The 23986-nt window shown below is 64.3% G+C and carries 22 protein-coding genes and 1 pseudogene; 13 read left to right on the top strand and 10 right to left on the bottom strand.

Going from position 1 to position 23986, the window contains the following annotated elements; genetic code table 11:
* Nucleotides 1–142 precede the first annotated feature (142 nt).
* The 5 genes and pseudogenes from OKW29_RS04975 to OKW29_RS04995 all read left to right on the top strand — a co-directional run.
* A pseudogene (locus OKW29_RS04975) lies at nt 143–469 on the top strand (maleylacetate reductase); the annotation flags it as partial.
* Between the two features lie 45 nt (nt 470–514).
* A complete protein-coding gene (locus tag OKW29_RS04980) occupies nt 515–1387 on the top strand; it encodes an intradiol ring-cleavage dioxygenase (RefSeq protein WP_090810797.1) in 873 nt (290 codons plus the stop codon).
* A 5-nt stretch (nt 1388–1392) separates the two neighbouring features.
* Entirely contained in the window at nt 1393–1713 is a 321-nt protein-coding gene (locus OKW29_RS04985) for a YciI family protein (RefSeq protein ID WP_429290197.1), read from the top strand.
* Between the two features lie 3 nt (nt 1714–1716).
* Entirely contained in the window at nt 1717–2004 is a 288-nt protein-coding gene (locus OKW29_RS04990) for a Rieske (2Fe-2S) protein (protein WP_429290198.1), read from the top strand.
* 121 nt (nt 2005–2125) lie between these two features.
* Nucleotides 2126–2380: a hypothetical protein gene (locus OKW29_RS04995; protein ID WP_184069452.1), complete on the top strand. Its 255-nt coding sequence runs from the start codon at nt 2126–2128 to the stop codon at nt 2378–2380.
* A 100-nt stretch (nt 2381–2480) separates the two neighbouring features.
* On the opposite strand, the gene OKW29_RS05000 is transcribed toward OKW29_RS04995, so the two are convergent.
* The 5 genes from OKW29_RS05000 to OKW29_RS05020 all read right to left on the bottom strand — a co-directional run bounded on the left by OKW29_RS05000 (nt 2481) and on the right by OKW29_RS05020 (nt 6746).
* Nucleotides 2481–3248: an ABC transporter ATP-binding protein gene (locus OKW29_RS05000; RefSeq protein WP_429290199.1), complete on the bottom strand. Its 768-nt coding sequence runs from the start codon at nt 3246–3248 to the stop codon at nt 2481–2483.
* 37 nt (nt 3249–3285) lie between these two features.
* Nucleotides 3286–3999, bottom strand: coding sequence for an ABC transporter permease (locus tag OKW29_RS05005; RefSeq protein ID WP_184045033.1), 714 nt, complete (start codon nt 3997–3999; stop codon nt 3286–3288).
* On the bottom strand, nt 3996–4685 hold the full coding sequence (locus tag OKW29_RS05010) for an ABC transporter permease (RefSeq protein ID WP_184069456.1): 690 nt from the start codon (nt 4683–4685) through the stop codon (nt 3996–3998). The genes OKW29_RS05005 and OKW29_RS05010 overlap by 4 nt, the downstream gene beginning before the upstream one ends.
* Before the next feature lie 83 nt (nt 4686–4768).
* Nucleotides 4769–5542 carry an ABC transporter substrate-binding protein gene (locus OKW29_RS05015; protein ID WP_429290200.1) on the bottom strand — a complete coding sequence of 258 codons (774 nt, stop codon included), beginning with the start codon at nt 5540–5542 and terminating at the stop codon, nt 4769–4771.
* 286 nt (nt 5543–5828) lie between these two features.
* Nucleotides 5829–6746: a LysR family transcriptional regulator gene (locus OKW29_RS05020; RefSeq protein WP_429290201.1), complete on the bottom strand. Its 918-nt coding sequence runs from the start codon at nt 6744–6746 to the stop codon at nt 5829–5831.
* Between the two features lie 458 nt (nt 6747–7204).
* Here OKW29_RS05020 and benA point away from each other — a divergent pair, with 458 nt between their 5' ends.
* From benA to OKW29_RS05045, 5 genes are all read left to right on the top strand, one after another.
* Nucleotides 7205–8572 carry a benzoate 1,2-dioxygenase large subunit gene (benA, locus tag OKW29_RS05025; protein WP_187626927.1) on the top strand — a complete coding sequence of 456 codons (1368 nt, stop codon included), beginning with the start codon at nt 7205–7207 and terminating at the stop codon, nt 8570–8572.
* The gene (benB, locus tag OKW29_RS05030; protein WP_429290202.1) at nt 8569–9060 is read left to right on the top strand and encodes a benzoate 1,2-dioxygenase small subunit; all 492 of its coding nucleotides are present in this window, start codon (nt 8569–8571) and stop codon (nt 9058–9060) included. The genes benA and benB overlap by 4 nt, the downstream gene beginning before the upstream one ends.
* A gap of 25 nt (nt 9061–9085) precedes the next feature.
* Nucleotides 9086–10108 carry a benzoate 1,2-dioxygenase electron transfer component BenC gene (benC, locus tag OKW29_RS05035; protein ID WP_429290203.1) on the top strand — a complete coding sequence of 341 codons (1023 nt, stop codon included), beginning with the start codon at nt 9086–9088 and terminating at the stop codon, nt 10106–10108.
* Nucleotides 10105–10896 (top strand): 1,6-dihydroxycyclohexa-2,4-diene-1-carboxylate dehydrogenase, encoded by a 792-nt coding sequence (locus OKW29_RS05040; protein ID WP_429290204.1) that lies wholly within the window; start codon nt 10105–10107, stop codon nt 10894–10896. The genes benC and OKW29_RS05040 overlap by 4 nt, the downstream gene beginning before the upstream one ends.
* A 165-nt stretch (nt 10897–11061) precedes the next feature.
* Complete coding sequence (locus tag OKW29_RS05045) at nt 11062–12279, top strand: benzoate/H(+) symporter BenE family transporter (protein ID WP_429290205.1); 1218 nt, start codon at nt 11062–11064, stop codon at nt 12277–12279.
* Between the two features lie 13 nt (nt 12280–12292).
* Here OKW29_RS05045 and OKW29_RS05050 read toward each other — a convergent pair whose 3' ends face one another.
* From OKW29_RS05050 to OKW29_RS05070, 5 genes are all read right to left on the bottom strand, one after another.
* A complete protein-coding gene (locus tag OKW29_RS05050) occupies nt 12293–13750 on the bottom strand; it encodes an efflux transporter outer membrane subunit (RefSeq protein ID WP_429290206.1) in 1458 nt (485 codons plus the stop codon).
* Between the two features lie 81 nt (nt 13751–13831).
* On the bottom strand, nt 13832–14947 hold the full coding sequence (locus OKW29_RS05055; protein WP_184024287.1) for an ABC transporter permease: 1116 nt from the start codon (nt 14945–14947) through the stop codon (nt 13832–13834).
* Nucleotides 14948–14979: 32 nt separating this feature from the next.
* Nucleotides 14980–15963, bottom strand: a complete 984-nt coding sequence (locus tag OKW29_RS05060) for an ABC transporter ATP-binding protein (RefSeq protein ID WP_429290207.1) — start codon at nt 15961–15963, stop codon at nt 14980–14982.
* Entirely contained in the window at nt 15960–16925 is a 966-nt protein-coding gene (locus OKW29_RS05065; RefSeq protein ID WP_429290208.1) for an HlyD family secretion protein, read from the bottom strand. Before OKW29_RS05065 ends, OKW29_RS05060 begins: the two co-directional genes overlap by 4 nt.
* The gene (locus tag OKW29_RS05070; protein ID WP_090810826.1) at nt 16922–17617 is read right to left on the bottom strand and encodes a TetR/AcrR family transcriptional regulator; all 696 of its coding nucleotides are present in this window, start codon (nt 17615–17617) and stop codon (nt 16922–16924) included. Before OKW29_RS05070 ends, OKW29_RS05065 begins: the two co-directional genes overlap by 4 nt.
* A 404-nt stretch (nt 17618–18021) precedes the next feature.
* Here OKW29_RS05070 and OKW29_RS05075 point away from each other — a divergent pair, with 404 nt between their 5' ends.
* The 3 genes from OKW29_RS05075 (at nt 18022) to treA (ending at nt 23970) form a co-directional block, all read left to right on the top strand.
* Nucleotides 18022–19938, top strand: coding sequence for a potassium transporter Kup (locus OKW29_RS05075; protein WP_429290209.1), 1917 nt, complete (start codon nt 18022–18024; stop codon nt 19936–19938).
* A 349-nt stretch (nt 19939–20287) separates the two neighbouring features.
* Nucleotides 20288–21784 (top strand): alkaline phosphatase family protein, encoded by a 1497-nt coding sequence (locus tag OKW29_RS05080; RefSeq protein WP_429290210.1) that lies wholly within the window; start codon nt 20288–20290, stop codon nt 21782–21784.
* Nucleotides 21785–22137: 353 nt separating this feature from the next.
* Complete coding sequence (gene treA / locus OKW29_RS05085; protein ID WP_429290211.1) at nt 22138–23970, top strand: alpha,alpha-trehalase TreA; 1833 nt, start codon at nt 22138–22140, stop codon at nt 23968–23970.
* Nucleotides 23971–23986 lie beyond the last annotated feature (16 nt).

Below are 23986 nucleotides of genomic sequence, written 5' to 3' on the forward strand. Positions count from 1 at the left end.
CACAATCAGACGATGGCAAAGTGACGGTGAACCGGTCAATCGCAAACCGCCTCGTCATAACATGAGCAATCAGCATACCTGCACGATCCAGCGTGACGGATTGACAGATTCAGCGATTAGCAGCGAAACAGCATTCACTTCCCATCACAAGCTGTGTCATACGTTGGGCGGTACGTTTAACCTGCCGCATACGGCACACTACAACCACAGCGCCGCGCCCGATGCGCTTGCGCGCGTCGCACGCGCGCTCGGCGGCAAGCGCGCGGCCGACGCGGGTCCGCTGCTGTTCGAACTGAACCGCGCGCTCGGCATTCCGATGGCGCTCGCGCAGATCGGCATGGCCGAGCAGGGACTCGACGAAGCGGCCGATCTCGCGTGCAAGAATCCGTATGCGAACCCGCGTCCCGTGGAGCGCGACGCGATCCGCGCGCTGCTGCAACGTGCGTGGCAGGGCGCCGAACCCGCCTGAGCATTGGCCAACGCAGCGCCGCCAGAACAATCGATGGAGGAAGACATGTCGACAGACAGCAAAGAGGCCGAGCAGGCCCTGACCGAGCAGGTGGTAGCAAGCTTCGCGGGCACGCCCGACGAACGGCTGCGCACGCTGATGCAAAGCCTCGTGCGGCACATGCATGCGTTCGTGCGTGAAGTCGAGCCGACCGAGGCCGAATGGATGTCGGCCATTCGCTTTCTGACCGACACCGGCAAGATGTGCGATGACCTCGTGCGTCAGGAATTCATCTTGTTGTCGGATACGCTCGGCGTATCGATGCTCGTCGACGCGATCAATCACCGTCTCGCGACGGGCGCGACCGACACCACCGTATTCGGTCCGTTCTATATTCGCGGCATGCCCGAGCGCGCGTACGGCGAGAACATCGCGTTCACGCCGGGCACGCCCGCACTCGTGCATGGGCGCGTGCTGTCGACGGACGGTGAGCCGCTTGCCAACGCGGTGCTCGACGTCTGGCAGACCGCCGATAACGGCATGTACTCGGGGCAGGACACCGAGCAGCCGCACGGCAATCTGCGTGGACGTTTTCGCACCGACGCCGAAGGCCGCTACGCGATTTCGACGATCGTGCCAGTCAGTTATCCGATTCCGACCGACGGCCCGGTCGGCCGCATGCTCGAAGCAACTGGACGGCATCCGTGGCGACCCGCGCATCTGCACTTCATGATAGATGCGCCGGGGCATCGGACACTGGTCACGCATGTGTTCGATCGCGAGGATCCGTATCTGGATTCGGACGCGGTGTTCGGCGTGAAGCCCTCGCTGATGGTCGACTATCGCGAGTGCTCCGCGGATCACGAACTCGCGCGCCGTTTCGGTTTCGATGGACCGTTCCGCGAAGCGCGCTACGACTTCATCCTCGATCGGAGTTGATGACGATGGCACGTTTTTTCGCGGTATTCGCGACCGACAAGCCCGGCATGCGCGAAGTGCGCGAAGTGCGCGAACGGGTGCGTCCGGTGCATCGGACGTGGTTGCGCGGCAATCCGCATCGTGGCGTGTTCGTGCGCCTCGGCGGTCCGACGCTCGCGCCGCAATGCGACGCGATGAATGGCGCGTTGCTGGTCGTCGAAGCGGAGCGTATCGACGATGTGATGGAGTTCGTCAGCAACGATCCGTATATGCAGGCGGGGCTGTTCGATTGCGTCGAGATCCGTCCGTGGGACTGGAGCCTCGGCAATTCGGAACGGAGAGTCTGAGCGATGAACGAAACACCGCTGTGCCCGCTTGCCGACGTGCCCGTCGTGGTCGTGCGGCGTGGCGAGCAGGTGTGGGCTTACGCGAACCGTTGCCCGCATTTTTCGGTGCCGCTCGATTTCGAGCCCGGCGATGTGCCGTGCTATCGCGCGCAGGTGTTGATGTGCGCGCATCACAGCGCGCTGTTCCGCTTCGAAGATGGACGCTGTATCGAGGGACCGTGCGCGGGGGCGAACCTCGATGCGGTGAAGATCGCGGTCGAGGGGAACGCGTGGGTCGTGTTGAACCCTTAGTCGACGCTCGCCTGACCCTGTCGAGGACATTCAAGCCGTCTCGTCCGAGTCTCGACAGCAACCCTCCGGTGACGTACCGTTATGGCCTTGCGCATCGGGCTCGCTCCGCGATGGCAACTGGTTGATCCGTGACGGCCTGAACGTGTCGTATTCGGCGGCACCGCACAGCGTGGAGATCGTCGGCGACGAACTGCTCGTGCACGTGGCGCCGCGTGACGTATCGAACCGCGAACGACAGCTCGATACCGGGCTCTTTACGTGGCGCTTCTTTTCGCAGCAAAGCGGCGATGCGGGCAGCCTCGCGGCGCGGTCACACGAGTCAGGCGTGATCCTCGTGCTGCCGGAGGGCGAGAGCGAACACACGGTGTATCTGTGAACCGCGCGCAGACCAGTGCGATCGGGTGAGTGGCGCAGTCGTTCTGGAAATGATTCGAGGTAAGGCGCGAGGCTGAACGACGCGCCATACGCCGCCGCCCCTACTTCAACCGCCCCGCCAAAAACTGCTGCAACCGCTCACTGCGCGGATTCGTCAGCACCTGATGCGGATGCCCTTGCTCCTCGATCTTGCCCTTGTGCAGGAATACGACATGATTCGACACGTTGCGCGCAAAGCCCATTTCGTGCGTGACGACGATCATCGTGCGGCCTTCTTCTGCGAGCGCCTGCATCACACGCAGCACTTCGCCGACGAGTTCGGGATCGAGCGCCGAAGTCGGCTCGTCGAACAGCATCACTTCCGGCTCCATCGCAAGCGCGCGAGCAATCGCGACGCGCTGCTGCTGACCACCTGACAGATGCGACGGATATTTTTTCTCCGTGCTGGCCGGCAAACCGACCTTGGTCAGATACTTCCGAGCGCGTTCCTCGGCTTGCGCGCGGCTCAATCCCAGCACGCTGATCGGCGCCTCGATGATGTTCTCGAGCACCGTCATATGCGCCCACAGATTGAAATGCTGGAACACCATCGACAGACACGTGCGCATCGTTTGCAACTGCTTCGGATGGGTCACGCGTAGCGAGCCGTTGCGATCCCTGCTCGTGTTGATTTCCTCTCCGTTCAGCGTGATGCGCCCGGCGCACGGCGATTCGAGAAAGTTGATACACCGCAGGAAGGTGCTTTTCCCGGAGCCGCTCGACCCGATGAGGCTAATCACGTCGCCCGCCTTCGCCTTCAGCGAGACGCCCTTCAATACCTCGTTGTCGCCGAACTTCTTGTGCAGGTCGTCGACCGTCAGCTTGTACATGCTCGTATGCTCCATCATGATGCGAATGCGTCCGGGTTTAATGCGCTTGCGGTTTCAGATAAGCCAGCAATCGGATTTCCATCTTGCGGAAGCCCCAGATCAGCGCGAACACGATCGCCGCATACAGGATCGCCGCGATGCCGTACGCCTGGAACGTCGCGTAGGTCGCGGAGTTGACGTCGCGCGCCACTTTCAGAATGTCGGGGACGGTCGCCGTGAACGCGAGTGTCGTCGCGTGCAGCATCAGGATCACCTCGTTGCTGTACGAGGGCAGTGCCCGGCGCAGCGCCGAAGGCAGGATGATGCGCGTGTACAGCTTGAATTTCGACATGCCGTAAGCCTGGGCCGCCTCGATTTCACCGTGCGAGGTCTCCCGGATCGAGCCCGCGAAGATCTCGGTGGCATACGCGCATTCGTTCAGCGCGAACGCGAGCAGCGTGCAGTTCATCGCATTGCGAAAGAAGCTGTCGAGCATCTGGTGCGAATGGACGAAATGCAGACTGTAAAGGCCCGTGTAGATCAACAGCAATTGAACGTATAACGGCGTGCCCCGGAAGATGTAGGTGTAAAGCCAGACGGGTCCGGAGATGTAGCGGTTGCGCGACGCGCGCGCGATCGCGAGCGGCAGGGCCAACACGAAACCCAGCACGATCGACGCAACCAGCAACCACAGCGTGATGACGAGGCCGGTGTAGTTGAAGCCGTCCGTGAACAGGTAGTTCTGCCAGTATTGACGAGTCAGTTCGATCACAGCGCGGCCCTCCGTACGCCGATCGAGTAGCGCTTCTCGAGGCGGTTCAATAGCAGATTCGAAATCGTGGTGATGGCGAGGTAGATGGCCCCGGTCGCCAGAGTGAAGAAGAAGAACGACTGCGTGCTCTTGCCGGCGTCCTGCGATGCCTTGACCACGTCTGCGAGACCGATGATCGACACGAGCGCGGTGGCCTTCACGAGCACCTGCCAGTTGTTGCCGATGCCGGGCAGCGCGAAGCGCATCATCTGCGGGAACAGGATGCGCGTGAACACGCGCCGCGCGCTCATGCCGTACGCGAAGCCCGCTTCGATCTGCCCGCGCGGCACGGAGAGAAACGCGCCGCGGAAGGTTTCGGTGAAGTACGCGCCGTAAATGAAGCCCAGCGTGATCACACCGGCGAGAAACGGATCGATGTCGATCTGCTCCATGCTGAACATGTCGGTCAGATCATTGAGCCAGATCTGGATGCTGTAGAACAGCAGCAGCATCAGCACGAGATCGGGCACGGCGCGGATCAGCGTCGTGTACATCGTGCCGATGCGCGAGATCGCACGGTTGGTCGACAGCTTCGCGGCGGCACCGAGAAGTCCCAGCGCAAACGACGCCGCGAGCGACAGCACCGCGAGCTTGATGGTTACCCACGTGCCCGCGAGAAGCAGCGGACCGAAGCCTTGAAACAGCATGGGAGTGTCCTTGTTGAAGGAGCGAGCCGCGCGCATGCGCGCGGGGCCTGGCGAGCGGGTGGAGCGGGCTCGTGGGGGCGGACTTAACTGCCGTACACGTCGAAGTTGAAGTACTTCTGCTCGATCTTCTTGTAGGTGCCGTCCTTGATCATGTCGGTGATCGCCTTGTCGACCTTCGTCTTCAGATCGGCGTCTTCCTTGCGCATGCCGATGCCGACGCCGGTGCCAAGAATCTTTGGATCGTCGAGTTCCTTGCCGGCGAACGCAAAGCCCGCTCCGCGCGGAGTCTTCAGGAAGCTTTGGTCAGCCTGCACAGCGTCCTGCATCGTTGCGTCCAGGCGGCCCGAGACTAGGTCGGCGTAGACCTGGTCCTGATTCTGGTACGACACGACCTTCGTGCCCGTCGGTTCCCAGTAGGCCTTTGCGAAGGTTTCCTCAGTCGAGCCCTGTTCCACGCCGACCGTCTTGCCCTTCAGCGATTCAGCGGTCGGCAGGATGCCCGAGTCCTGCTTCGCGACGAGGCGCTCCGGCGTTTTGAACAGCTTCGACGAGAAGGCGATCTGTTCGGCGCGTTGCGGCGTCATCGACATCGACGACAGCACGCCGTCGAACTTCTTTGCCTTCAGTGCCGGAATCATGCTGTCGAAGTCCTGCTCGACCCACACGCACTTCGCGTTCAAACGGCGGCAGATTTCGGTGCCAAGGTCGACGTCGAAGCCGACCAGCTTGCCATCGGTCGCTTTCGATTCGAACGGCGCGTAGCTCGCGTCCACGCCGAAGCGAACCGTGGACCAATCTTTGGCGAAGGCGCCGGTGGCAGCGAGCGCGAGGGCGAGGGACAAGGCGAGTTTCTTCATAAAGTCTCCGGGAGGGATGCTGCGAGGTGCGATGTTGTATAGACAAATTATCCCGTACGAGCGATGAGCGGCAATCGGGGTTAGTGCTTACGGGAACCTGGGAAGGAGACGGGTAAAAGGCCTTAAAGCCCTTGTGAGCAGCCTTGTAAGGCTAATTGAAGGGCTGCGGGCGCAGCCGGAATTTTCGCGTATACCCGCGGTCTATACCGCGGCGGATATCTTGTCCATACAACTTCGTTACGACGACGCCCGCCTGGGCGTCGGGCCGCGAACCGCGCAATCCGCTCTACGAATGCGAAGGCGGCAGATAGGTCATGTGCTCTTCGTCGTACAGCGCGTAGATCAGTTCGAGCATGCGCTGGATGTCGGCCGATTCATCGAGCATGCGCATGCTCATGATGATCGGCGACACGAGGTTCTGATCGTCGAGGTCCTTGTAGGCGACGTCGCCGCGCTGCAAGCCGTACACGCTCGCCGGCACGATCGAGATGCCTTCGCCCGCGCCGACGAGGCCGAGCGCGATCTGCAATTCGCGCGTCTCGTAGAGCCGCTGCGGCTTCAGACCGCGATCGTGAAACGCGGCGAGCACCTGGTCCGCGTAACTGGGCCGTGGCGCCTTCGGGAAGATGATCAGCGTTTCGCCGGTCAGGTCGTGCAGCGACAGCACCGGCTTCGCGGCGATCAGCGGATGGCCGAGCGGCAGCGCGACGATCATCCGTTCTTCGCGCAGCACGACGCGCCGGATGCTCGGGTCTTCGTGACGGATGCGGCCGAAGCCGACGTCGATGCGGCCTTCCTTGAGCGCCTTGATCTGATCCATCGTCGACATCTCGTGCAGGCTCAGCTCGACGGTGCCGTTCTCGGTACGAAAGCGCCGGATGATTTTCGGCAGCATGCCGTACAGCGTCGAGCCGACGAAGCCCACCGACAAACTGCGCTCGATCTTGCCGACGCGCCGCGTCATCGCCTCGATTTCCGTCGTTTGCGCGAGCAGTTGCACGGCGTGCGAATAGAAGAAGCGGCCAGCCTCGGTCAGCTTCAGCGGCCGCGAGTTGCGCTCGAACAGCTGCACGCCAAGGATGTCTTCGAGCTGCTGGATCTGCCGGCTCAGCGGCGGCTGCGCAATATGCAGACGTTTGGCGGCCTTCGTGACATTGCATTCCTCGGCGACGGCCACGAAGTAGCGCAGATGGCGCAGTTCCATAGAAATACCTTTTAAGTATCGTCGCGATACCAAATCAGTGTTGGACGATGCAAATGGCGTAGAACTATCCTTCAGTTACCGTAGACGCCCCACAAAATTATACCTCCCGAGCATCGATAACTCGGCCCGGTCTGAAGCGTCGGTCGGCCCATGGAGACGGCGCAGGCAAATCCTCGCGCATGGGATCCAAGACCTAGAAAGAGTTCAGGAGCAGCAATGAGACATGCTGATATCGCAACCCCGATGCAAGGGTTGTGCACCGATTCCCTCAGGCACCAGGTCCCACCTCCCGTGCCCAAGGTCGAGCGCTTGCGCGCCACGGCCTGACGCCATACGGAGGCGCACCGCCTCCGCTCCCCGACGTGAAAGACCAACCGGCCACCGGCTTCCCGGCAGGCAGGCCGCTCCCTACACGCGTGCGTCGCACGCATACCAACAGTCCGAATCAGGAGACATGCATGATTCCGATCTACCCGGATCACACTCCGCAACTGAAGAACATCGACGACTTTCTCGTCGAAGACAGCGAGCGCGGCGATTACCGCCTGCATCGCAGCGCGTTCACCGACGAGCGTCTGTTCGAGCTCGAAATGCAGCACATTTTCGAGGGCAACTGGATTTACCTGGCCCACGAAAGCCAGATTCCGAACAACAACGATTACTTCACGACCTACATGGGCCGTCAGCCGGTCGTGATCGCACGCAATCGTCAGGGCGAGCTGAACGCGTTCATCAACTCGTGCACGCATCGCGGCGCGATGCTGTGTCGCCACAAGCGCGGCAACAAGGCGACCTATACGTGCCCGTTCCACGGCTGGACCTTCAACAACAGCGGCAAGCTGCTGAAGGTCAAGGACCCCGCGGACGCCGGCTATCCCGACTGCTTCAACAAGGAAGGCTCGCACGACCTGAAGAAGCTCGCGCGCTTCGGCAACTATCGCGGCTTCCTGTTCGGCAGCCTGAGCGATGACGTGCCGCCGCTCGAAACGTTCCTCGGCGAGGCCGCGCGCATCATCGACATGATCGTCGACCAGTCGGAAGACGGTCTCGAAGTGCTGCGCGGCTCGTCGACCTATACCTACGAAGGCAACTGGAAGCTGACCGCCGAAAACGGCGCGGACGGTTATCACGTGTCGGCCGTGCACTGGAACTATGCGGCAACGACCAATCATCGCAAGGAAGAGAACGCGCGCGAAGACAAGATCCGCGCGATGGATGCCGGCAGCTGGGGCCGTCAGGGCGGCGGCTTCTACGCGTTCGAGCACGGTCACATGCTGCTGTGGACGCGCTGGGCGAATCCCGAAGACCGTCCGAACTTCAGCCGCCGCGAAGAATTCGCCGCGCGCTGCGGCGCCGAGCGCGCGGACTGGATGATCCAGAACTCGCGCAACCTGTGCCTCTACCCGAACGTGTATCTGATGGACCAGTTCGGCTCGCAGATTCGCGTGCTGCGGCCGCTGTCGGTCAACAAGACCGAGGTGACGATCTACTGCATCGCGCCGAAGGGCGAGTCCGACGAAGCGCGCTCGCGCCGCATCCGTCAATACGAGGACTTTTTCAACGTGAGCGGCATGGCCACGCCCGACGACCTCGAGGAATTCCGCGCCTGCCAGCTGGGCTACGCGGGCCGAGCGGTCGAATGGAACGACATGTGCCGCGGTTCGAAGCACTGGATCGACGGCGCGGACGAAGCCGCGCAAAAGATCGGCCTCAATCCGGTGATGAGCGGTGTGAAGACCGAGGACGAGGGCCTCTACACGGTGCAGCACCGCTACTGGATCGACACGATGAAAAAGGCGCTGAATGCGCCGGGGAGCCGCGCATGAGCAACATCGCCATCACCGATATTCAGGCTTTCCTGTTCCGCGAAAGCCGCCTGCTCGACGACGAGCAATGGGACGAGTGGCTCGCCTGCTATCACCCGGACGCGTCGTTCTGGATGCCGTCGTGGGACGACGAGGACAAGCTCGTCACCGATCCGCAGCGCGAGATTTCGCTGATCTACTACCCGAACCGCCAGGGCCTCGAAGACCGCGTGTTCCGCATCAAGACCGAGCGTTCGAGCGCGACGATGCCCGACACGCGCACGAGCCACAACGTGGCCAACGTCGAAGTGGAGAGCGCGGACAACGGCGTGTACACGGTGCGCTTCAACTGGCACACGCTGAGCCATCGCTACAAGACGAACTACAGCTACTTCGGCATGTCGCGCTACGTGACCGACTTCAACGGCGCGCAGCCGCAAATCCTGAGCAAGTACGTCGTGCTGAAGAACGACTACATCAATCAGGTCATCGACATCTACCACATCTAGCCGGTGCGGTTGCAGGAGACAGGTCATGGAACACACTATTGCACTTCAGTTCGAAGACGGCGTCACGCGCTTCATCAGCTGCCGTGAGAACGAAACGCTGTCGGATGCCGCTTACCGGCAGAAGATCAACATTCCGCTCGATTGCCGCGAAGGCGCGTGCGGCACCTGTCGGGGGCTGTGCGAATCGGGTGCGTACGACATGCCCGAGTCGAGCTACGTCGAAGATGCGTTGACCCCCGAGGAAGCGAGCCAGGGCTATATCCTCGCGTGCCAGACGCGGCCGCGCTCGGATCTGGTGATTCGCGTGCAGGCGTCGTCGTCGGCGTGCAAGACCGGGGTGTCGCGTTTCGAAGGCACGCTCGCGGCGGTCGAACGGCTGTCGGATTCGACGATCCATTTCTCGATCGATATCGACGGCGCGAGCGCGCCGAGCTTTCTCGCGGGTCAATACGTGAACGTCGAGATTCCGGGCGCGAGCGGCGAGAGCCGGTCATATTCGTTCAGCTCGGCGCCGGGCGCGACGCGCGCGGCGTTCGTCGTGCGCAACGTGCCGGACGGCAAGATGAGCGGCTTTCTGAGCAACGATGCGCAGCCTGGTCAGCAGATCGGCTTCACGGGTCCGTATGGCAGCTTCTATCTGCGCGATCCGCAGCGTCCGGTGCTGTTCCTCGCGGGCGGCACCGGCATCGCACCGTTTCTGTCGATGCTCAACGTGCTGAAGGCGAGCGGCAACCTGCAGCCGGTGCGCCTCGTGTACGGCGTGACCAACGACATCGATCTGGTCGCGCTCGAACAGATCGAAGAGGCGCAGCGCTCGCTGCCGAATTTCAGCTATCGCACCTGTGTCGTCGATTCCGCGAGCAGCCACGAGCGCAAGGGCTACGTGACTGCGCATGTGGATAGCGAATGGCTGAACGACGGCGACGTCGACGTCTACCTGTGCGGCCCGGTCGCGATGGTCGAAGCGGTGCAGGGCTGGCTGCGCGACAGCAGCGTCGAGCCCGCGAACTTCTACTACGAAAAATTCTCGGCGAGCAACGTAGCATGACTTCGACCTTTACCGATCGCTTCAAGGGCAAGGTGCTCGTCGTGACCGGCGCGGGCCAGGGCATCGGCCGTGGCGTCGCGTTGCGCGCGGCGCGCGAGGGCGCGGCTTTGGTGCTGGTCGACCGTTCCCCGATCGTGCACGAGGTGGCCGAAGAGATCGCACGCACAGGCGGCGAAGCGCGCGCGTTCATCGCCGACCTCGAAACCTATGCGGGCGCGGCCGCGATGACGGCCTTCGCGATCGAGGCGTTCGGCCGCATCGACGCGCTCGTCAACAACGTCGGCGGCACGATCTGGGCGAAGCCGTACGAGGAATATGAAGCAGAGCAGATCGAGGCCGAGGTGCGGCGTTCGCTGTTCCCGACACTGTGGTGCTGCCACGCGGTGTTGCCCGTGATGCTGAAGCGCGCGAGGGGCGCGATCGTCAATGTGTCGTCGATTGCGACGCGCAGTATCTATCGCGTGCCGTATGCGGCGTCGAAGGGCGGCGTCAACGCGCTGACCGCGAGCCTCGCGTTCGAGCATGCCGAACACGGCATCCGCATCAACGCGGTCGCGACCGGCGGCACCGAAGCGCCGCCGCGCCGCGTGCCGCGCAATACGGCACCGCAAAGCGAGCAGGAAGCGACGTGGTATCAGGGCATCGTCGATCAGACGATCGCGTCGAGCCTGATGCATCGCTACGGCACGATCGACGAACAGGTCGGCGCGATCCTGTTCCTCGCTTCCGATGACGCGTCGTATATCACCGGCACCGTGCTGCCGGTCGGCGGCGGCGATCAGGGCTAGCGAGCGGCTGCGGCTGAACAATGCCGATAGGCCGCGCGGCGATCGTCCTTCATATTATCGGCCCGGAATGACTCCGCGCTCTGACGGTGACTTGCAACGACCAGCGGCAACCTGCGCCGCGAGGCCCGCGTCACCGACAGCGGGCCGCCTTGACCCACATCGACGATGAATCTCACCCCTAGCCAGGCGCCGACCACGCGCGCCGTTGCGGCGGACTGGTCCGTGTCCGCCGTCGTGGCCGGCTTTCTGGCCGTGCTGATTTCGTACGCGGGCCCGCTCGTGATCTTCTTCCAGGCGGCGCAAGCGGCCCACATGCCCAACGAGATGGTCGCGTCGTGGGTATGGGGCATCTCGATCGGCGCGGCCGTCTCCGGGATCTTCGCGAGCTGGAAGCTGAAAGTGCCGGTCGTGACCGCGTGGTCGGCGCCCGGCACCGCGCTGCTGGTCGGACTGTTCCCCGCGTTGACGCTGCATCAGGCGGTGGGCGCGTATCTGAGCGCCGCCGTGATCATTCTGCTGATCGGTACCTCGGGCTATTTCGACCGCATGGTGCGCAGCATTCCGAAGGGCATCGCCTGCGGGATGATGGCCGGCATTCTGCTGCAGTTCGGCACGCATGCGTTCAAGGCGGCGGCGTCGATGCCTGCATTGGCGTTCGGCATGATCGGCGCGTACATCGTGTTCAGGCGCCTGCTGCCGCGCTATTGCATCGTGCTGGTGCTGTTGACGGGCACGGTGCTCGCCATCGCGCTCGGCGCCGCGCACCTGGGCGCGCTGCCGCTGCAAGTCACGCGGCCGATCTTCATCAAACCCGAATGGACGCTGAGTTCGACGCTGAGTCTTGCCTTGCCGCTCGTGGTCGTCAGTCTGACCGGGCAGTTTCTGCCGGGGATGGCGATCCTGCGCGTGTCCGGCTATCACACGCCGGCCCGGCCGATCATCACCGCGACGAGCATCGCGTCGATCGGCGTGGCGTTTTTCGGTGGCATCACGATCGTGATCGCCGCGATCACGGCGGCGTTGTGCACGGGCAAGGATGCGCACGACGACCCGGACAAGCGCTATATCGCGGGCATGGCGAACGGCGTGTTCTATCTGATCGGCGGCACGTTCGCCGGTGCGATCGTCGCGCTGTTCACGATGCTGCCGAAGGAGTTCGTCGCGATTCTGGCGGGCCTCGCGTTGATCGGTGCGATCACGTCGAACGTGATGGGCGCGATCCAGGACGAAGACCACCGCGAGGCCTCCGTCATCACGTTTCTCGCGACCGCATCCGGTATGACGTTCCTCGGGCTCGGCTCCGCGTTCTGGGGCATCGTGATCGGCTCGTTCGCGTACCTCGTGCTGAACAAGGTGCGGCGCGAGACGCCTGCAAACCGATGACCAACCGATCGACTCAAGGCCGCGCCCCGAGCGCCTGATAGAGCGCGGCGGTATCGGCATAACGCTGCGCGGCGGCTTTGGTGCGATCGAGTCCGGTCTGCAATTCCTGGCGCTGCGTATCGAGCAGTGTCAATTGACTGATGCCGCCCGCCGCATACCGCTGGCTGGCGATCCCGGCGCTGTGCTGTGCGCTGCGCTGCGCGGCGTCGAGCGCCTGCAATGCAATCGCGTCCTGATCGAGCGCGCGCAGCGCGTCGGCGACCTGTTGCAGTCCCTGCAGCACGGTTTGCTTGTAGACGGCGAGCGCCGCTTGCCAGGCCGCCTCCGACGAGCGCTTGCGCGCCAGCAGTTCACCGCCGTGGAACAGCGGCTGCGTGAGACCCGCTCCGAAATTCCACACGTTGAAGCCCGTCAGCAGATCGGACACGTTGACGCGTTCGGTCGCCGCGCTGCCCGACAGCGTGATGCGCGGATACAGGTTCGCGGTCGCGACGCCGATGTTCGCGCTCGCCTGATGCAACAGCGCCTCGGACGCGCGAATGTCGGGCCGCTGCCGCGCGAGCGTCGACGGCAAGGTCAGTGGCAGATCGGCCGGCAGCACTAGCGTGTCGAGGTCGAGCGCGGCGAGGTCGTGGGTGGTGGCCAATTCCGCCGGCGCGCGTCCCAGATAGATCGCGAGTTGATGATCGGTCTGCGCAAGCTGCGTGCGCAATGGCGGTAACGTCGCGCGGGTTTGCTGCACGAGCGTGCGCTGGCTCAGCAGATCGACCTCGGAGATGCCGCCCGCGCCATAGCGGCGTTCGGCGATATCGAGTTGCTGTATCTGGTTGGCGAGCAGCGCTTCGGTGAGGGCGATCTGCCGCGCGAGCGACGCGCGCCGGATCGCCGCCGTCACGACGTTGCCCGCGACCGTCAAACGCGCGGCTTCGAGTTCGTATTGCTGATAGTCGACCTGCGCGGCCACCGCTTCGAGCGCGCGGCGATTCGCGCCGAACAGATCGAGCGTGTACGACACCGTGACCTGTGCGCTGTACAGCGTGAACGGCGCAAACGCGCGGCCCTGCGTCAGCTGACCGAAGCCGAGCGCCTCGGGATCGATTTTCTCGCGCGTGGTCGACAGGTTCGCATCGACTTGCGGCCATAGCGTGCCGCCCGCCTGCGCGCGATAGTCCTGCTGCGCTTCGTCGAGTTTCGCGCGGGCTTGCGCGAGAGTCGGGCTATCGTCCAGCGCCTGTTGCACGAGCGCGTCCAGCGCCGGCGAGCCGAAGGCGCGCCACCAGCCGTCGCCGGGCGCCTCGGTCGGCACGAAGTGTTGCGCGGCGCCGCCGGGACCATCGGCTGCGACGGTGCTCGCCGCAAGCGGCGCGGCGGTATAGCTCGACACGTGGGTCACGTCGGGTCGATGGAAATCCGGGCCGACGCTGCACGCGCACAATGCCGCGCTTGCGCAGAAGCCGGCCAGCCGGCGCATGGCGGAACGCTGGGACCAACAAGCCGCACGATGAAAAACCGCGTCACGAAAGCCAGGAGCGGAACACATTACAGGCCTTCCTCAATCGAGCGTGCGCCGATAGAACTTCACGGCGATACCCATTACGACGAACAGAAAGATCAGCAGCGGCCATACATGCGGCCACATGTCGGCCCAACCGACGCCCTTGAGCAGAATGCCGCGCACCAGCCGGTTGAAGTAGGTGAGCGGCAACAGGTTGCCGATGTACTGCGCCCACTTCGGCATGCCCGCGAACGGAAACATGAAACCCGACAGCAGGATGTTGGGCAGAAAATAGAACATCGTCAGTTGCATGGCCTGCAACTGGTTCTGCGCGAGCGACGACAGCGTGATGCCGATCGTCAGATTGGCCGCAACGAACAATAGAGCGGACAGATACAGCGCGATCAGACTGCCTTCGAACGGCACGTTGAACACGAAGCGCGCCGCCGCGAGAATGATGCTGACCTGCACCAGGCCGATCGCCACGTAAGGCACGATCTTGCCGGTCATCACTTCGAGCGGCAGCACCGGCGTGGCGAGCAGATTTTCCATCGTGCCGCGCTCGCGTTCACGCGTGATCGCGAGGCCCGTCATCATCACCATCGTCATCGTCAGGATCACGCCCATCAGGCCGGGCACCACGTTGTACTGGGTCAGGCTTTCGGGGTTGTAGAGCCGGTGCAATTGAACGTCGAAAGCGGCGGGGCCGACTGCGAGCGTCGACAGCGGACCCGTGAGGTCCTTCCGCAACACCGACTGCGCGATCGACGGCAGCGCGCCGAGCGCGGTGCCCACCGCGGTGGGGTCCGTCGCGTCGGCTTCGACGAGCAGCGATGGCCGCGCGCCCTTGGCCAGATCGCGCGTGAAACCGACGGGGATATTCAGCACGAACAGCACCTTGCCTTGCGCGAGCGCGCGGCGACCGGATTCTTCGTCGGGCAGCGTCGATACGATGTCGAAGTAATCGGAGTTGCGCATCGCCATCAGGAAACTGCGCGTGAACTCGCTGTGATCGGCGGCGATGACGGCGGTCGGCAGATGCTTGGGGTCGGTATTGATCGCGAAGCCGAACAGCGCCATCTGCATGATCGGCAGCACGATCATCATCGCAAACGTGATGCGGTCGCGCTTCAGTTGCAAAAACTCCTTGCGCACGACGCTCCACCAACGCATCAGCGAAAAGCGCGGAAGTCGGCGCCCGGAATTCACGATGCTTTGCCCGCGGAAGGGATTGCGTAATTGTCGGTCGAGCGGTTCATCATGAAGATGAACACGTCCTCGAGGCCGGTTTCCTGTCGTTCGATCCGCAACGCTGGGTCCGAATCAGCCAGCTGCTCGATCGTGGCGTGGAGCTCGGGCGTGTCCGGACCGCTCACGTGCAGCGACGAACCGAACGCCACCGTCTGCTCGACGCCGGGCGAGCGGCGCAGCCGGTCGCCGAGCTCGACGAGATTCTGGCCGTACACGGCCCACGTCACGAGCCCTTGCGAATCGATGACCTGTTTCGACGTGCCCTGCGCGAGCAGCTTGCCGTAGGCGATATAAGCGAGCTTGTGGCAGCGTTCCGCTTCGTCCATATAGTGCGTGCTGACGAGCACCGAGATGCCGCGCGCCGCGAGGCGATGCAACTCTTCCCAGAAGTCGCGGCGCGCGCTCGGGTCGACACCAGCGGTCGGTTCGTCGAGCAGCAGCAGTGCCGGCTCATGGAGCATGCACGCGGCCAGCGCGAGACGCTGCTTCCATCCGCCCGACAGTGCGCCGGCCAACTGCTTCGCACGGCTTTGAAGGCCAAGCTGTTCGAGCGCGCGATCGACCGCCTCGCGGCGGTTCTTCATCTCGTAGATGCGCGCGACGAAGTCGAGGTTTTCGCGGATCGTCAGATCTTCCCAATAGGAGAAGCGCTGCGTCATATAACCGGTGCGCCGCTTGATCTGCGCGCTGTCCCGCACGATGTCGTAGCCGAGACACGTGCCGCTGCCGGAGTCGGGCGTCAGCAGTCCGCACATCATGCGGATGCAGGTGGTCTTGCCGCTGCCGTTGGGGCCGAGAAAGCCGAAAATCTCACCGCGCTGCACGCGCATCGTGACATCGTTGACCACGTGCCTGGTGCCGAAATGCTTGTTCAGCCCCTGCACGTCGATCGCGTACACAGGGTCGCTGGCATTGCCGGGGGGCGCGGGCGCACTCATTGCAGCGTGACCGTGACAGGCTGGCCGGGCCGCAGCTTCGGCGCATCGGCGGTCTGGGGTCGGGCTTCGACCATGAACACGAGCTTCGCGCGGCTTTCGTTGCTGAAGATCACCGGCGGCGTGAACTCCGCCTGGTCCGAAATGAAGCTGAGCACGGCCGGCACATCGGCCGCGCAACCGTCGCAATGAATCGATACGCGACGGCCCGGCGCGAGCGAACCGACCACTCCCTGGGCCACGAAAAAGCGCACCTTGACGTTCTCCGGCGGCAGCATGCGCACGACGGGGCTGCCGGCCGGCACCCATTCGCCGCTGCGATACATCGTGTCGAACACGAGGCCGGCGTGCGGCGCGTGCACGCTTTTCTGATCGAGCTTCCATTGGGCCTGGCCGAGCTGGGCCTGCGCCGCGTCGACCTGCGCCTGCTGCGCGCGGATCTGTTCGATCCGCCCAGGCAGACGCGCGACGGCCAGCTGGCTTTGCAACTCACGCACGTGCGCGGCGCTCGACAACGCGGTCGCGCGCGAGTCGTCGAGCTGGCTTTGCGCGATGCCGCCCGCGCCGAATTGCTGTTGGTCGCGGCGGAACTGCGTCGCGGCGCGCGTCGCATCGGCTTCGGCCTGCACGAGTTGCGCGCGCGTCACATCGACTTCCGGCGGACGCTTGCCGGTTCCAAGGTCGGCAAGCTGGGCGCGGGCCGAGCGCAGTTGCTCGGCCGCCTGCGCGACGGCGTCGGTTTCGTTCTGCGCTTCGAGCGCGAAGAGCGGCGTGTTCTGCGCGACGGTCTGCCCGCGCGAGACCGCGAGCTCGGTCAACTGTCCCGCCTGCGAAGACGCGAGGTACAGGAACTCGCCTTCCACATAGCCTTGCCACGTGTTCGCCGGTGGTCGCGAACAGCTTGCGCACGCGATGCACAGCGCGAGCAACGCGGCACGTCGGGATGAGCTGGCGAACACGATCATGACGGCTTCCCCTTCGCGCGGCGTGCGGTGGACGTCGCCCCGGTTGCGGCCTTGGCGTTGGTTTCGACCGCCGTGGTTGCGCTCATGCCCTGCGCGAGCAGCGCGACGACATGGCGTTCGAGCGTCGCGCGATCGAACGAGGTGCGCGGATTCAGGCGCTGCCAGATCCTCGCGGTTGCCTGCGGCAGCATCACCAGAGCGAGCACCGAGTTGAACAGCAGCAACGGTTCGAGCTGGGCGTTCAACTGACCCGACGCGCAGCCACGCGCGATGTTCTGACCGAACGCGGCGAGCTTTTGCACGGGGATGCGCGCAAACGCGCGCTCGCGCAGCAAACCGCCTTCGTTGACGATCTCGCGCAGCCAGAGCGAAGGCAGCCACGGCATGGTTTCGGTGACATCGAACATGCGCTTGACGATGCCTTGCGTCAGCGCGAGCGGTTCGTCGTGTTCGGGATCGACCGGGTCCCAGATCGCGCCGAACGCGGCGACGAGCCTTTCCTCGAACAACGCGTCGAGCAGCTTTTCGCGCGTCTGGAACCAGTAGTGCACCATCGCGGATGTCACGCCGCTCGCCGCCGCGATCTGCGCAACCGTCGTGTTGGCGATACCGCGCTCGGCGAACAGCGCCACCGCGACATCGAGCAGATGTTCGCGTGCGTCGAAGTCCTGCGGATGAGGACGGCGACCCATTCGGGAACGGGCGGCTTGCGGCATGGACACCAGACTAATTGATGAGTTAGTTAGTTTTAACTCGTTGATACTAGGATATTTTCCGGTATGGCGAAGGAGGGGAAATCCCTGGCGGCGGGCGGCCTTTATTCTCTCGTTGATCCGCGTCAGGAAACGCGCGACGTCACTGCCTGGGTAGCTTCGCTTTCGCCGTTCCGACTGACGTTAAGCTGACAATGGACGGCAGCCGGCATCCCCGCGCGAAGCGCATTTTCGCCGGAAATTTCTATACTTTCTCTAGCGCACACCCGGCACGATCCAGCCCGTACGACCCAAACGAATTCACATCAACGAAACGAAAGAATCGAAGCGAACCCGCGGCCCGGCCCTCACGGCTCACGCGCGATTCGTATGAGGAGGCAGACATGGCACATTCCTCAACCGCCGCGCCGGCGAAGGAAGGCCACGGCGAAGCCTCGCCGGCTCTGCCAGCGCTCGCGCTGGCCGCGCTCGGCGTGGTCTATGGCGACATCGGCACGAGCCCGCTCTATACGCTCGCCACCGTGTTCGATCCCAGCAACGGTCTCACGCTCAATGCTTTCAATATCGTCGGCATCGTCTCGCTGATCTTCTGGTCGCTGATGATCGTCGTTTCGCTCAAGTACGTCGTACTGATCCTGCGGGCGAATAATCATGGCGAAGGCGGCATCATGGCGCTGCTCGCGCTCGCGGCGTCGTCGATCGCGTCGCGGCCGCGTTTGCGTCGCGGCCTCCTCGTGGTGGGCGTGATGGGCGCGGCGCTGTTCTTCGGCGATAGTGTGATCACGCCGGCCATTTCCGTGCTGAGCGCCGTGGAAGGGCTCGAAGTCGTCGAGCCCGGGCTCAAGACCTATGTGATTCCAGTGACGCTCGCCGCGCTCATCATCCTGTTCGTCACGCAAAAGCACGGCACGGGCGGCATCGGCGCCGTGTTCGGGCCCGTGATGGTGCTCTGGTTCGTCGTGATCGGCGTGGCGGGCGTCTCGAACATCATGGCCGCGCCGGTCGTGCTGTATGCGCTCAATCCGCTGGAAGGGCTCGGGTTCGTCATGCATCACCGCTGGCTCGCGTTCGTCGCGCTCGGCGCGGTGGTGCTCTCGCTGACGGGCGCCGAGGCGCTCTACGCCGACATGGGCCATTTCGGCAAGCGACCCATCCGCCTTACCTGGTTCGGCGTCGTTTTTCCCGCGCTCGCGCTCAACTATCTGGGCCAGGGCGCGCTGCTGCTGGCGAACCCCGGCGCGGTGCAAAACCCGTTCTACCGCCTGTTCCCGCAGTGGGCCATCGTGCCGATGATCGTGCTGGCGACGATCGCCACCGTGATCGCCTCGCAGGCCGTTATTTCGGGCACCTATTCGATGACGATGCAGGCCATGCAGCTTTCCTTCCTGCCGCGCATGAACATCGTGCATACGTCGGAGCGCGAGATCGGGCAAATCTACGTGCCCGGCATCAACTGGATCCTGTTGATCGCCGTGGTTGCGGCGGTGTTGGGCTTCCGCTCGTCCACGGCGCTCGGGTCCGCGTATGGCATCGCCGTGACCGGCACGATGCTCATCACCACGTTCCTGACGTTCTTCGTCGTGCGTTACGCGTGGCGCTACAACTGGCTGCTGTGCCTGCTGTCCACCGCGTTCTTCTTCGTGATCGACGCGTTGTTCTTCTCGGCTAATCTGCTCAAGATCGTCGATGGCGGCTGGTTCCCGCTCGTGATCGGCGCGATCGTGTTCACGGTGATGGCGACGTGGGGACGCGGCTGGGAAATGATGCTGGCCGAAGCGCGCGTGCGGGCGGGAAAGACGCCGCTCAAGCCGTACCTCGCTGCGCTGCTCGAAAGTTCGCCGACGCGCGTGGGCGGCACGGCGATCTTCCTGACGCCGGACGCCGAAGCGGTGCCGCACGCGCTCGTCAACAACCTGCGGCACAACCGTGTGCTGCATGAGCGCACGGTTTTCCTGAGCGTAATAACGAAGAACGTGCCGTGGGTGGCCGATAGCGAGCGCGTGCAGATCCGGCCGCTGTGCACGGGTTGCTGGCACGCAACGGTGAAGTACGGATTCAAGGACGAAGTGGACTTGCCGCGCACGCTGGCCGCCTACAAATCGCCGGAACTGGCCTTCAACCTGGACGACACATCCTGGTTCCTGAGCCGCGCGGCCGTGGTACCTAAACGCGGCCACGGCATGGCGCTATGGCGCGAGCGGCTTTTCGCAGTGATGCTGCACAACGTGGGCAATATCGCGGCGTTCTTCAAACTACCGGCGAATCGCGTGATCGAAGTCGGCGCGCGGGTGGAGATCTAGAGCGCGCCGTTCAGCAAGCGTGGAGCAGCGGCGGGCCTGCTTCGATACTCCTCGGCCAATTCGGGCATCGAGTAGGAGTGGTCTCCTGTAAGTTCGTCAGTCTGGTTGGCGTGACCAGGCTGCGTGAGCACCGTAACCGCCGCGCCTGCGTAGTCAGCACGCGAGGCGGAGGCGAATCGCCCTTGTCCCACGCTAGCGTTGAGCGCCGCTTCGCAACGGCCCTCGGATACCTCGGGTTCGAAACTTGCTGCCCGCGACCAACCCGCCGCTCGAATCGGCGCGCGCGTTTTGTTTCGCGGCAGGCTGGCATGGTCGGACGCCCGCGCCGCATCCAACGAGGAGACGTGTCATGGGCGACGAGACTCACCAGAATCACGGACACGACCGCCGCCGCTTTCTTGCGGGCGTGGCCGCGGTGGCCGGCAGCGTTGCGCTATCGGGTTGCGGAGGCGGCGTTGGATCGGGCGGAGACGACCAACCGGGCGGCGGGAGTGCCAGCGACCCCGCGCCCTCGATTACCGACATCCCATCGCCCAACGCCGCCGACCGCTACAGCCTGCCGCGCCCGGCGTTGCCCGCGCCGGCCAGTTCGGGCATCGACTTCATCGTGCTGGTCACGATGGAAAATCGTTCCTTCGACCATTTCCTCGGCTGGGTGCCTGGGGCCGAGGGCATGCCCGCGAACCAGCACTTCAAAGACGCGTTCGGCGCGACGCAAACGCCGTTTTCCCTCGCGGCGAATGCCGCGTACGGCTATCAGGCGTGCGCCTACCAGGACCCCAATCACGGCTTCTCGGGGGCGCGCACGCAACTGGCATCGGGTGCGATGAATGGCTGGCTGCTCACGCCGGGCACGAGCTTGATCCCGGGCGACCTGCTGCCTATCGGCTACTACACGTCGGCCGATCTTCAATTTTTCAACGCCGTGGCGAGCAGTTATACGATCGGCGACTTCTACTTCAGCGGCATCCTGACCAGCACCTTTCCCAATCGCCTCTATCTGCATAGCGGCGCAACGGATCGGCTCGACGACAGCACCGACACTTCGTCGCTCGCCACGATCTGGGACAAGCTGAGCGACGGCAATATCGACTGTCGCTACTACTACCACGACGTGCCGTTCACGGCGCTCTATGGCACGCGATATCTGGTCATTTCACGCCCGTTTGCGGATTTCCTCGTGAATGCCGCTGCCGGGACGCTGCCGCCATTCTGCATGGTCGATCCGTCTTTCACGGGCGAGCCGGAAGGCGTTTCCACCGACGATCATCCGCATGCCGACATTCGCGACGGCGAGGCGTTTCTCGCGCAGGTCTACGAGGCGCTGCGCACGAGCCCGACGTGGAGCCGCACGCTGATGATCGTCGTCTACGACGAATGGGGCGGCTTTCTCGAGCACGTGGTGCCGCCCACCAGGCCGATCAGCAACGGCGAGCTCACACTCGGCAACGACGGCAAGCTCGGCTTTCGCGTGCCGCTCGCGCTGCTTGGCCCACGCGTGCGCGCGAACTCGATCACGCGCTATCCGTTCGACCCCAGCTCGATTCACGCGCTGCTGCAATGGCGCTTCGGCTTACAGCCGCTTGGCGTGCGCGGCAGCGATCCGGCGACGTTCAATCTCGCCTACGCGCTCGATCTCGACGACGCGCCGCGCACCGACGCTCCCGCGTTCACGGTCGCCCAAGGGCCGTTCGGCGGGACGTGTCTGGGGGCGGCGGCGCCTTCGCCGTCAAGCTCCGTAGCGGCGATCGATCAGTCGCAAAAGCTGGCGATCAACCCGACGGCGGACCGCTTCGCGGATCTGCGCGCGAAGGCGGCGTCTCTAGGATTCCGGACCGGAGGCTAAGCTGGGTTTCCGCTTAAAATGAGCGGGCCGCAAGCCGGCGCCGGACCGGGCCGCGCTGGATTCTGAATGGCAGCGCGCATGGCGGGATGCACGGCCTGATGAAGGCTCATGCCTTGAGCGCAGTTTGGTGAGAAACGCTTGCGCGCGACATCGTTTTGCGAAGCGGGCCCCGCACTTGCTGGCGAGACCGTCTCGAAGCCCCGCGGCAGCGTGCAGCATGTCATCGGCGCGCGCGGCGGGCCGCCTACGTCGACGTCACCGCGTCGTCCTCAACGGGTCCGCCGATGCCATTTCGTTACGATCTTCCCGTTTGGTGTTCCCGCGAGCGGCCATACCACCGCGTTGTAGCCAACGTGGCCGCCGCGCTGGCGCTCGCCGCAAGCACCAGCGTCATTGCGCAATCCGCGCCGACGGTCGCGCAGACCCAGCCGGCCGCGCCGGCCGTTACGCTGCCCGCATCGGCCGCCGCCGCGAATGCCGCCAGCAGCGCCGCGGACCGGCACGTCGAAAACACGGATCACGCGCAGCCGTCGCCGGTAGTGCCGACGCCGCCGTCCGAGCTGTACGGCGAGCTGTATCGCGACGTCGAACTCGCGCATCTTTACCCGGACAGCAAGACGTTCGCCGATATGTCGCCAGGCGAGCCGCCGGCCCAGGTCATCGCCGACTACGACAGCCAGCGTGCTCAGCCGCGCTTCGACCTGAAACAATTTGTCGAACAGCGCTTCACGCTGCCCCCGCGCGCGCCGAAGCGCTACGCGTCCGATCCTGACGAGAGCGTCACCGAGCACATCGATACGCTGTGGAGCGTGCTGCGCCGCGAACCGGATGCGAGCGCGAGCCCGTATTCGTCGCTGTTGCCGCTGCCGTCGCCGTACATCGTGCCGGGCGACCGCTTCGACGAGATCTACTACTGGGATTCGTACTTCATCCTGCTGGGGCTCGACGCGAGCGGCCAGCACGCGCTCGTCGACGACGAGCTGAACAATTTCTCGACCTTGATCGACCGCTATGGCCACATCCCCAACGGCAATCGCACGTATTACCTGAGCCGTTCGCAGCCGCCGTTCTTCGCGCAGATGGTGCAGCTCGTCGCGCGCAAGGAGGGCGATCAGGTCTACGCCCGCTATCTGCCCGAGCTGCGCCGTGAATACGCGTACTGGATGGCCGGCAGCGACCATCTCGCGCCGGGCAACGCGGCGCACCATCTCGTGCGCCTCGCCGACGGCACGCTGCTCAATCGCTACTGGGACGAGCGCGCGGCGCCGCGCGACGAGTCGTACCGCGAGGATGTGATGACGGCGCAGCGGATGCCGCAACGCGATGCGCAGGATTTGTGGCGCAACCTGCGCGCGGGCGGCGAAACCGGCTGGGACTTCAGCTCGCGCTGGTTCGCCGACGGCAGGACGCTCGCGAGCATCGACGTGACCTCGCTAGTGCCAGTGGACCTGAACTGCCTGATGGTGGACCTCGAACGCACGCTCGCGAAAGCCTACCGTGTGACCGGCGATGCAGGCCACGCCGAGAACCTCGAACTACGTGCCCGGGTGCGCGCCGATGCGATCCGCCGGGTGCTGTGGGATCCGCAACTGCACGCTTTCGGCGACTACGACTTCGTGCACCGCACGCTCACGCACCGGCTTACTGCCGCGACGGTGTACCCGCTTTACGCCGGCGTCGCGACACGCAACGACGCGCGCGAAGTGGCGCAGACGATCCGGCGCGATCTGCTGCGTCCGGGCGGTCTCGCGACGACGCGGACCAACACCGGCCAGCAGTGGGACGAACCGAACGGCTGGGCGCCGCTGCAGTACCTCGCGGTGATCGGGCTGCGCCGCTATAGCGAGCCGGAGCTCGCGCGCGATATCGCGACGCGCTGGATCCGCACCGACGTCGCGTACTACCAGCGCACCGGCAAGCTGGTCGAGAAGTACGACGTCGATGCGAGCGGCAAGTCGGCGGGGGGCGGCGAGTATCCGCTGCAGGACGGCTTCGGCTGGACCAATGGCGTGCTGCGCGTGCTGATGCAGCTCTATCCGGATGCGGTGAGTTCGACGCGGCCGGCCGATCTGCCGGGCGGCGCAGTGGGGGTGTCGGATGCGGCGGCATCGGCGGCGGCCGCGCCGCAGACGTCGCACAGCACGTCGCACAGCACGTCGCACAGCACGTCGCCCGCGGGCCACTAATTGCAAAGAGGCGCGC

Source organism: Paraburkholderia sp. CI3, assembly GCF_050436505.1.
GTDB lineage: Bacteria > Pseudomonadota > Gammaproteobacteria > Burkholderiales > Burkholderiaceae > Paraburkholderia > Paraburkholderia tuberum.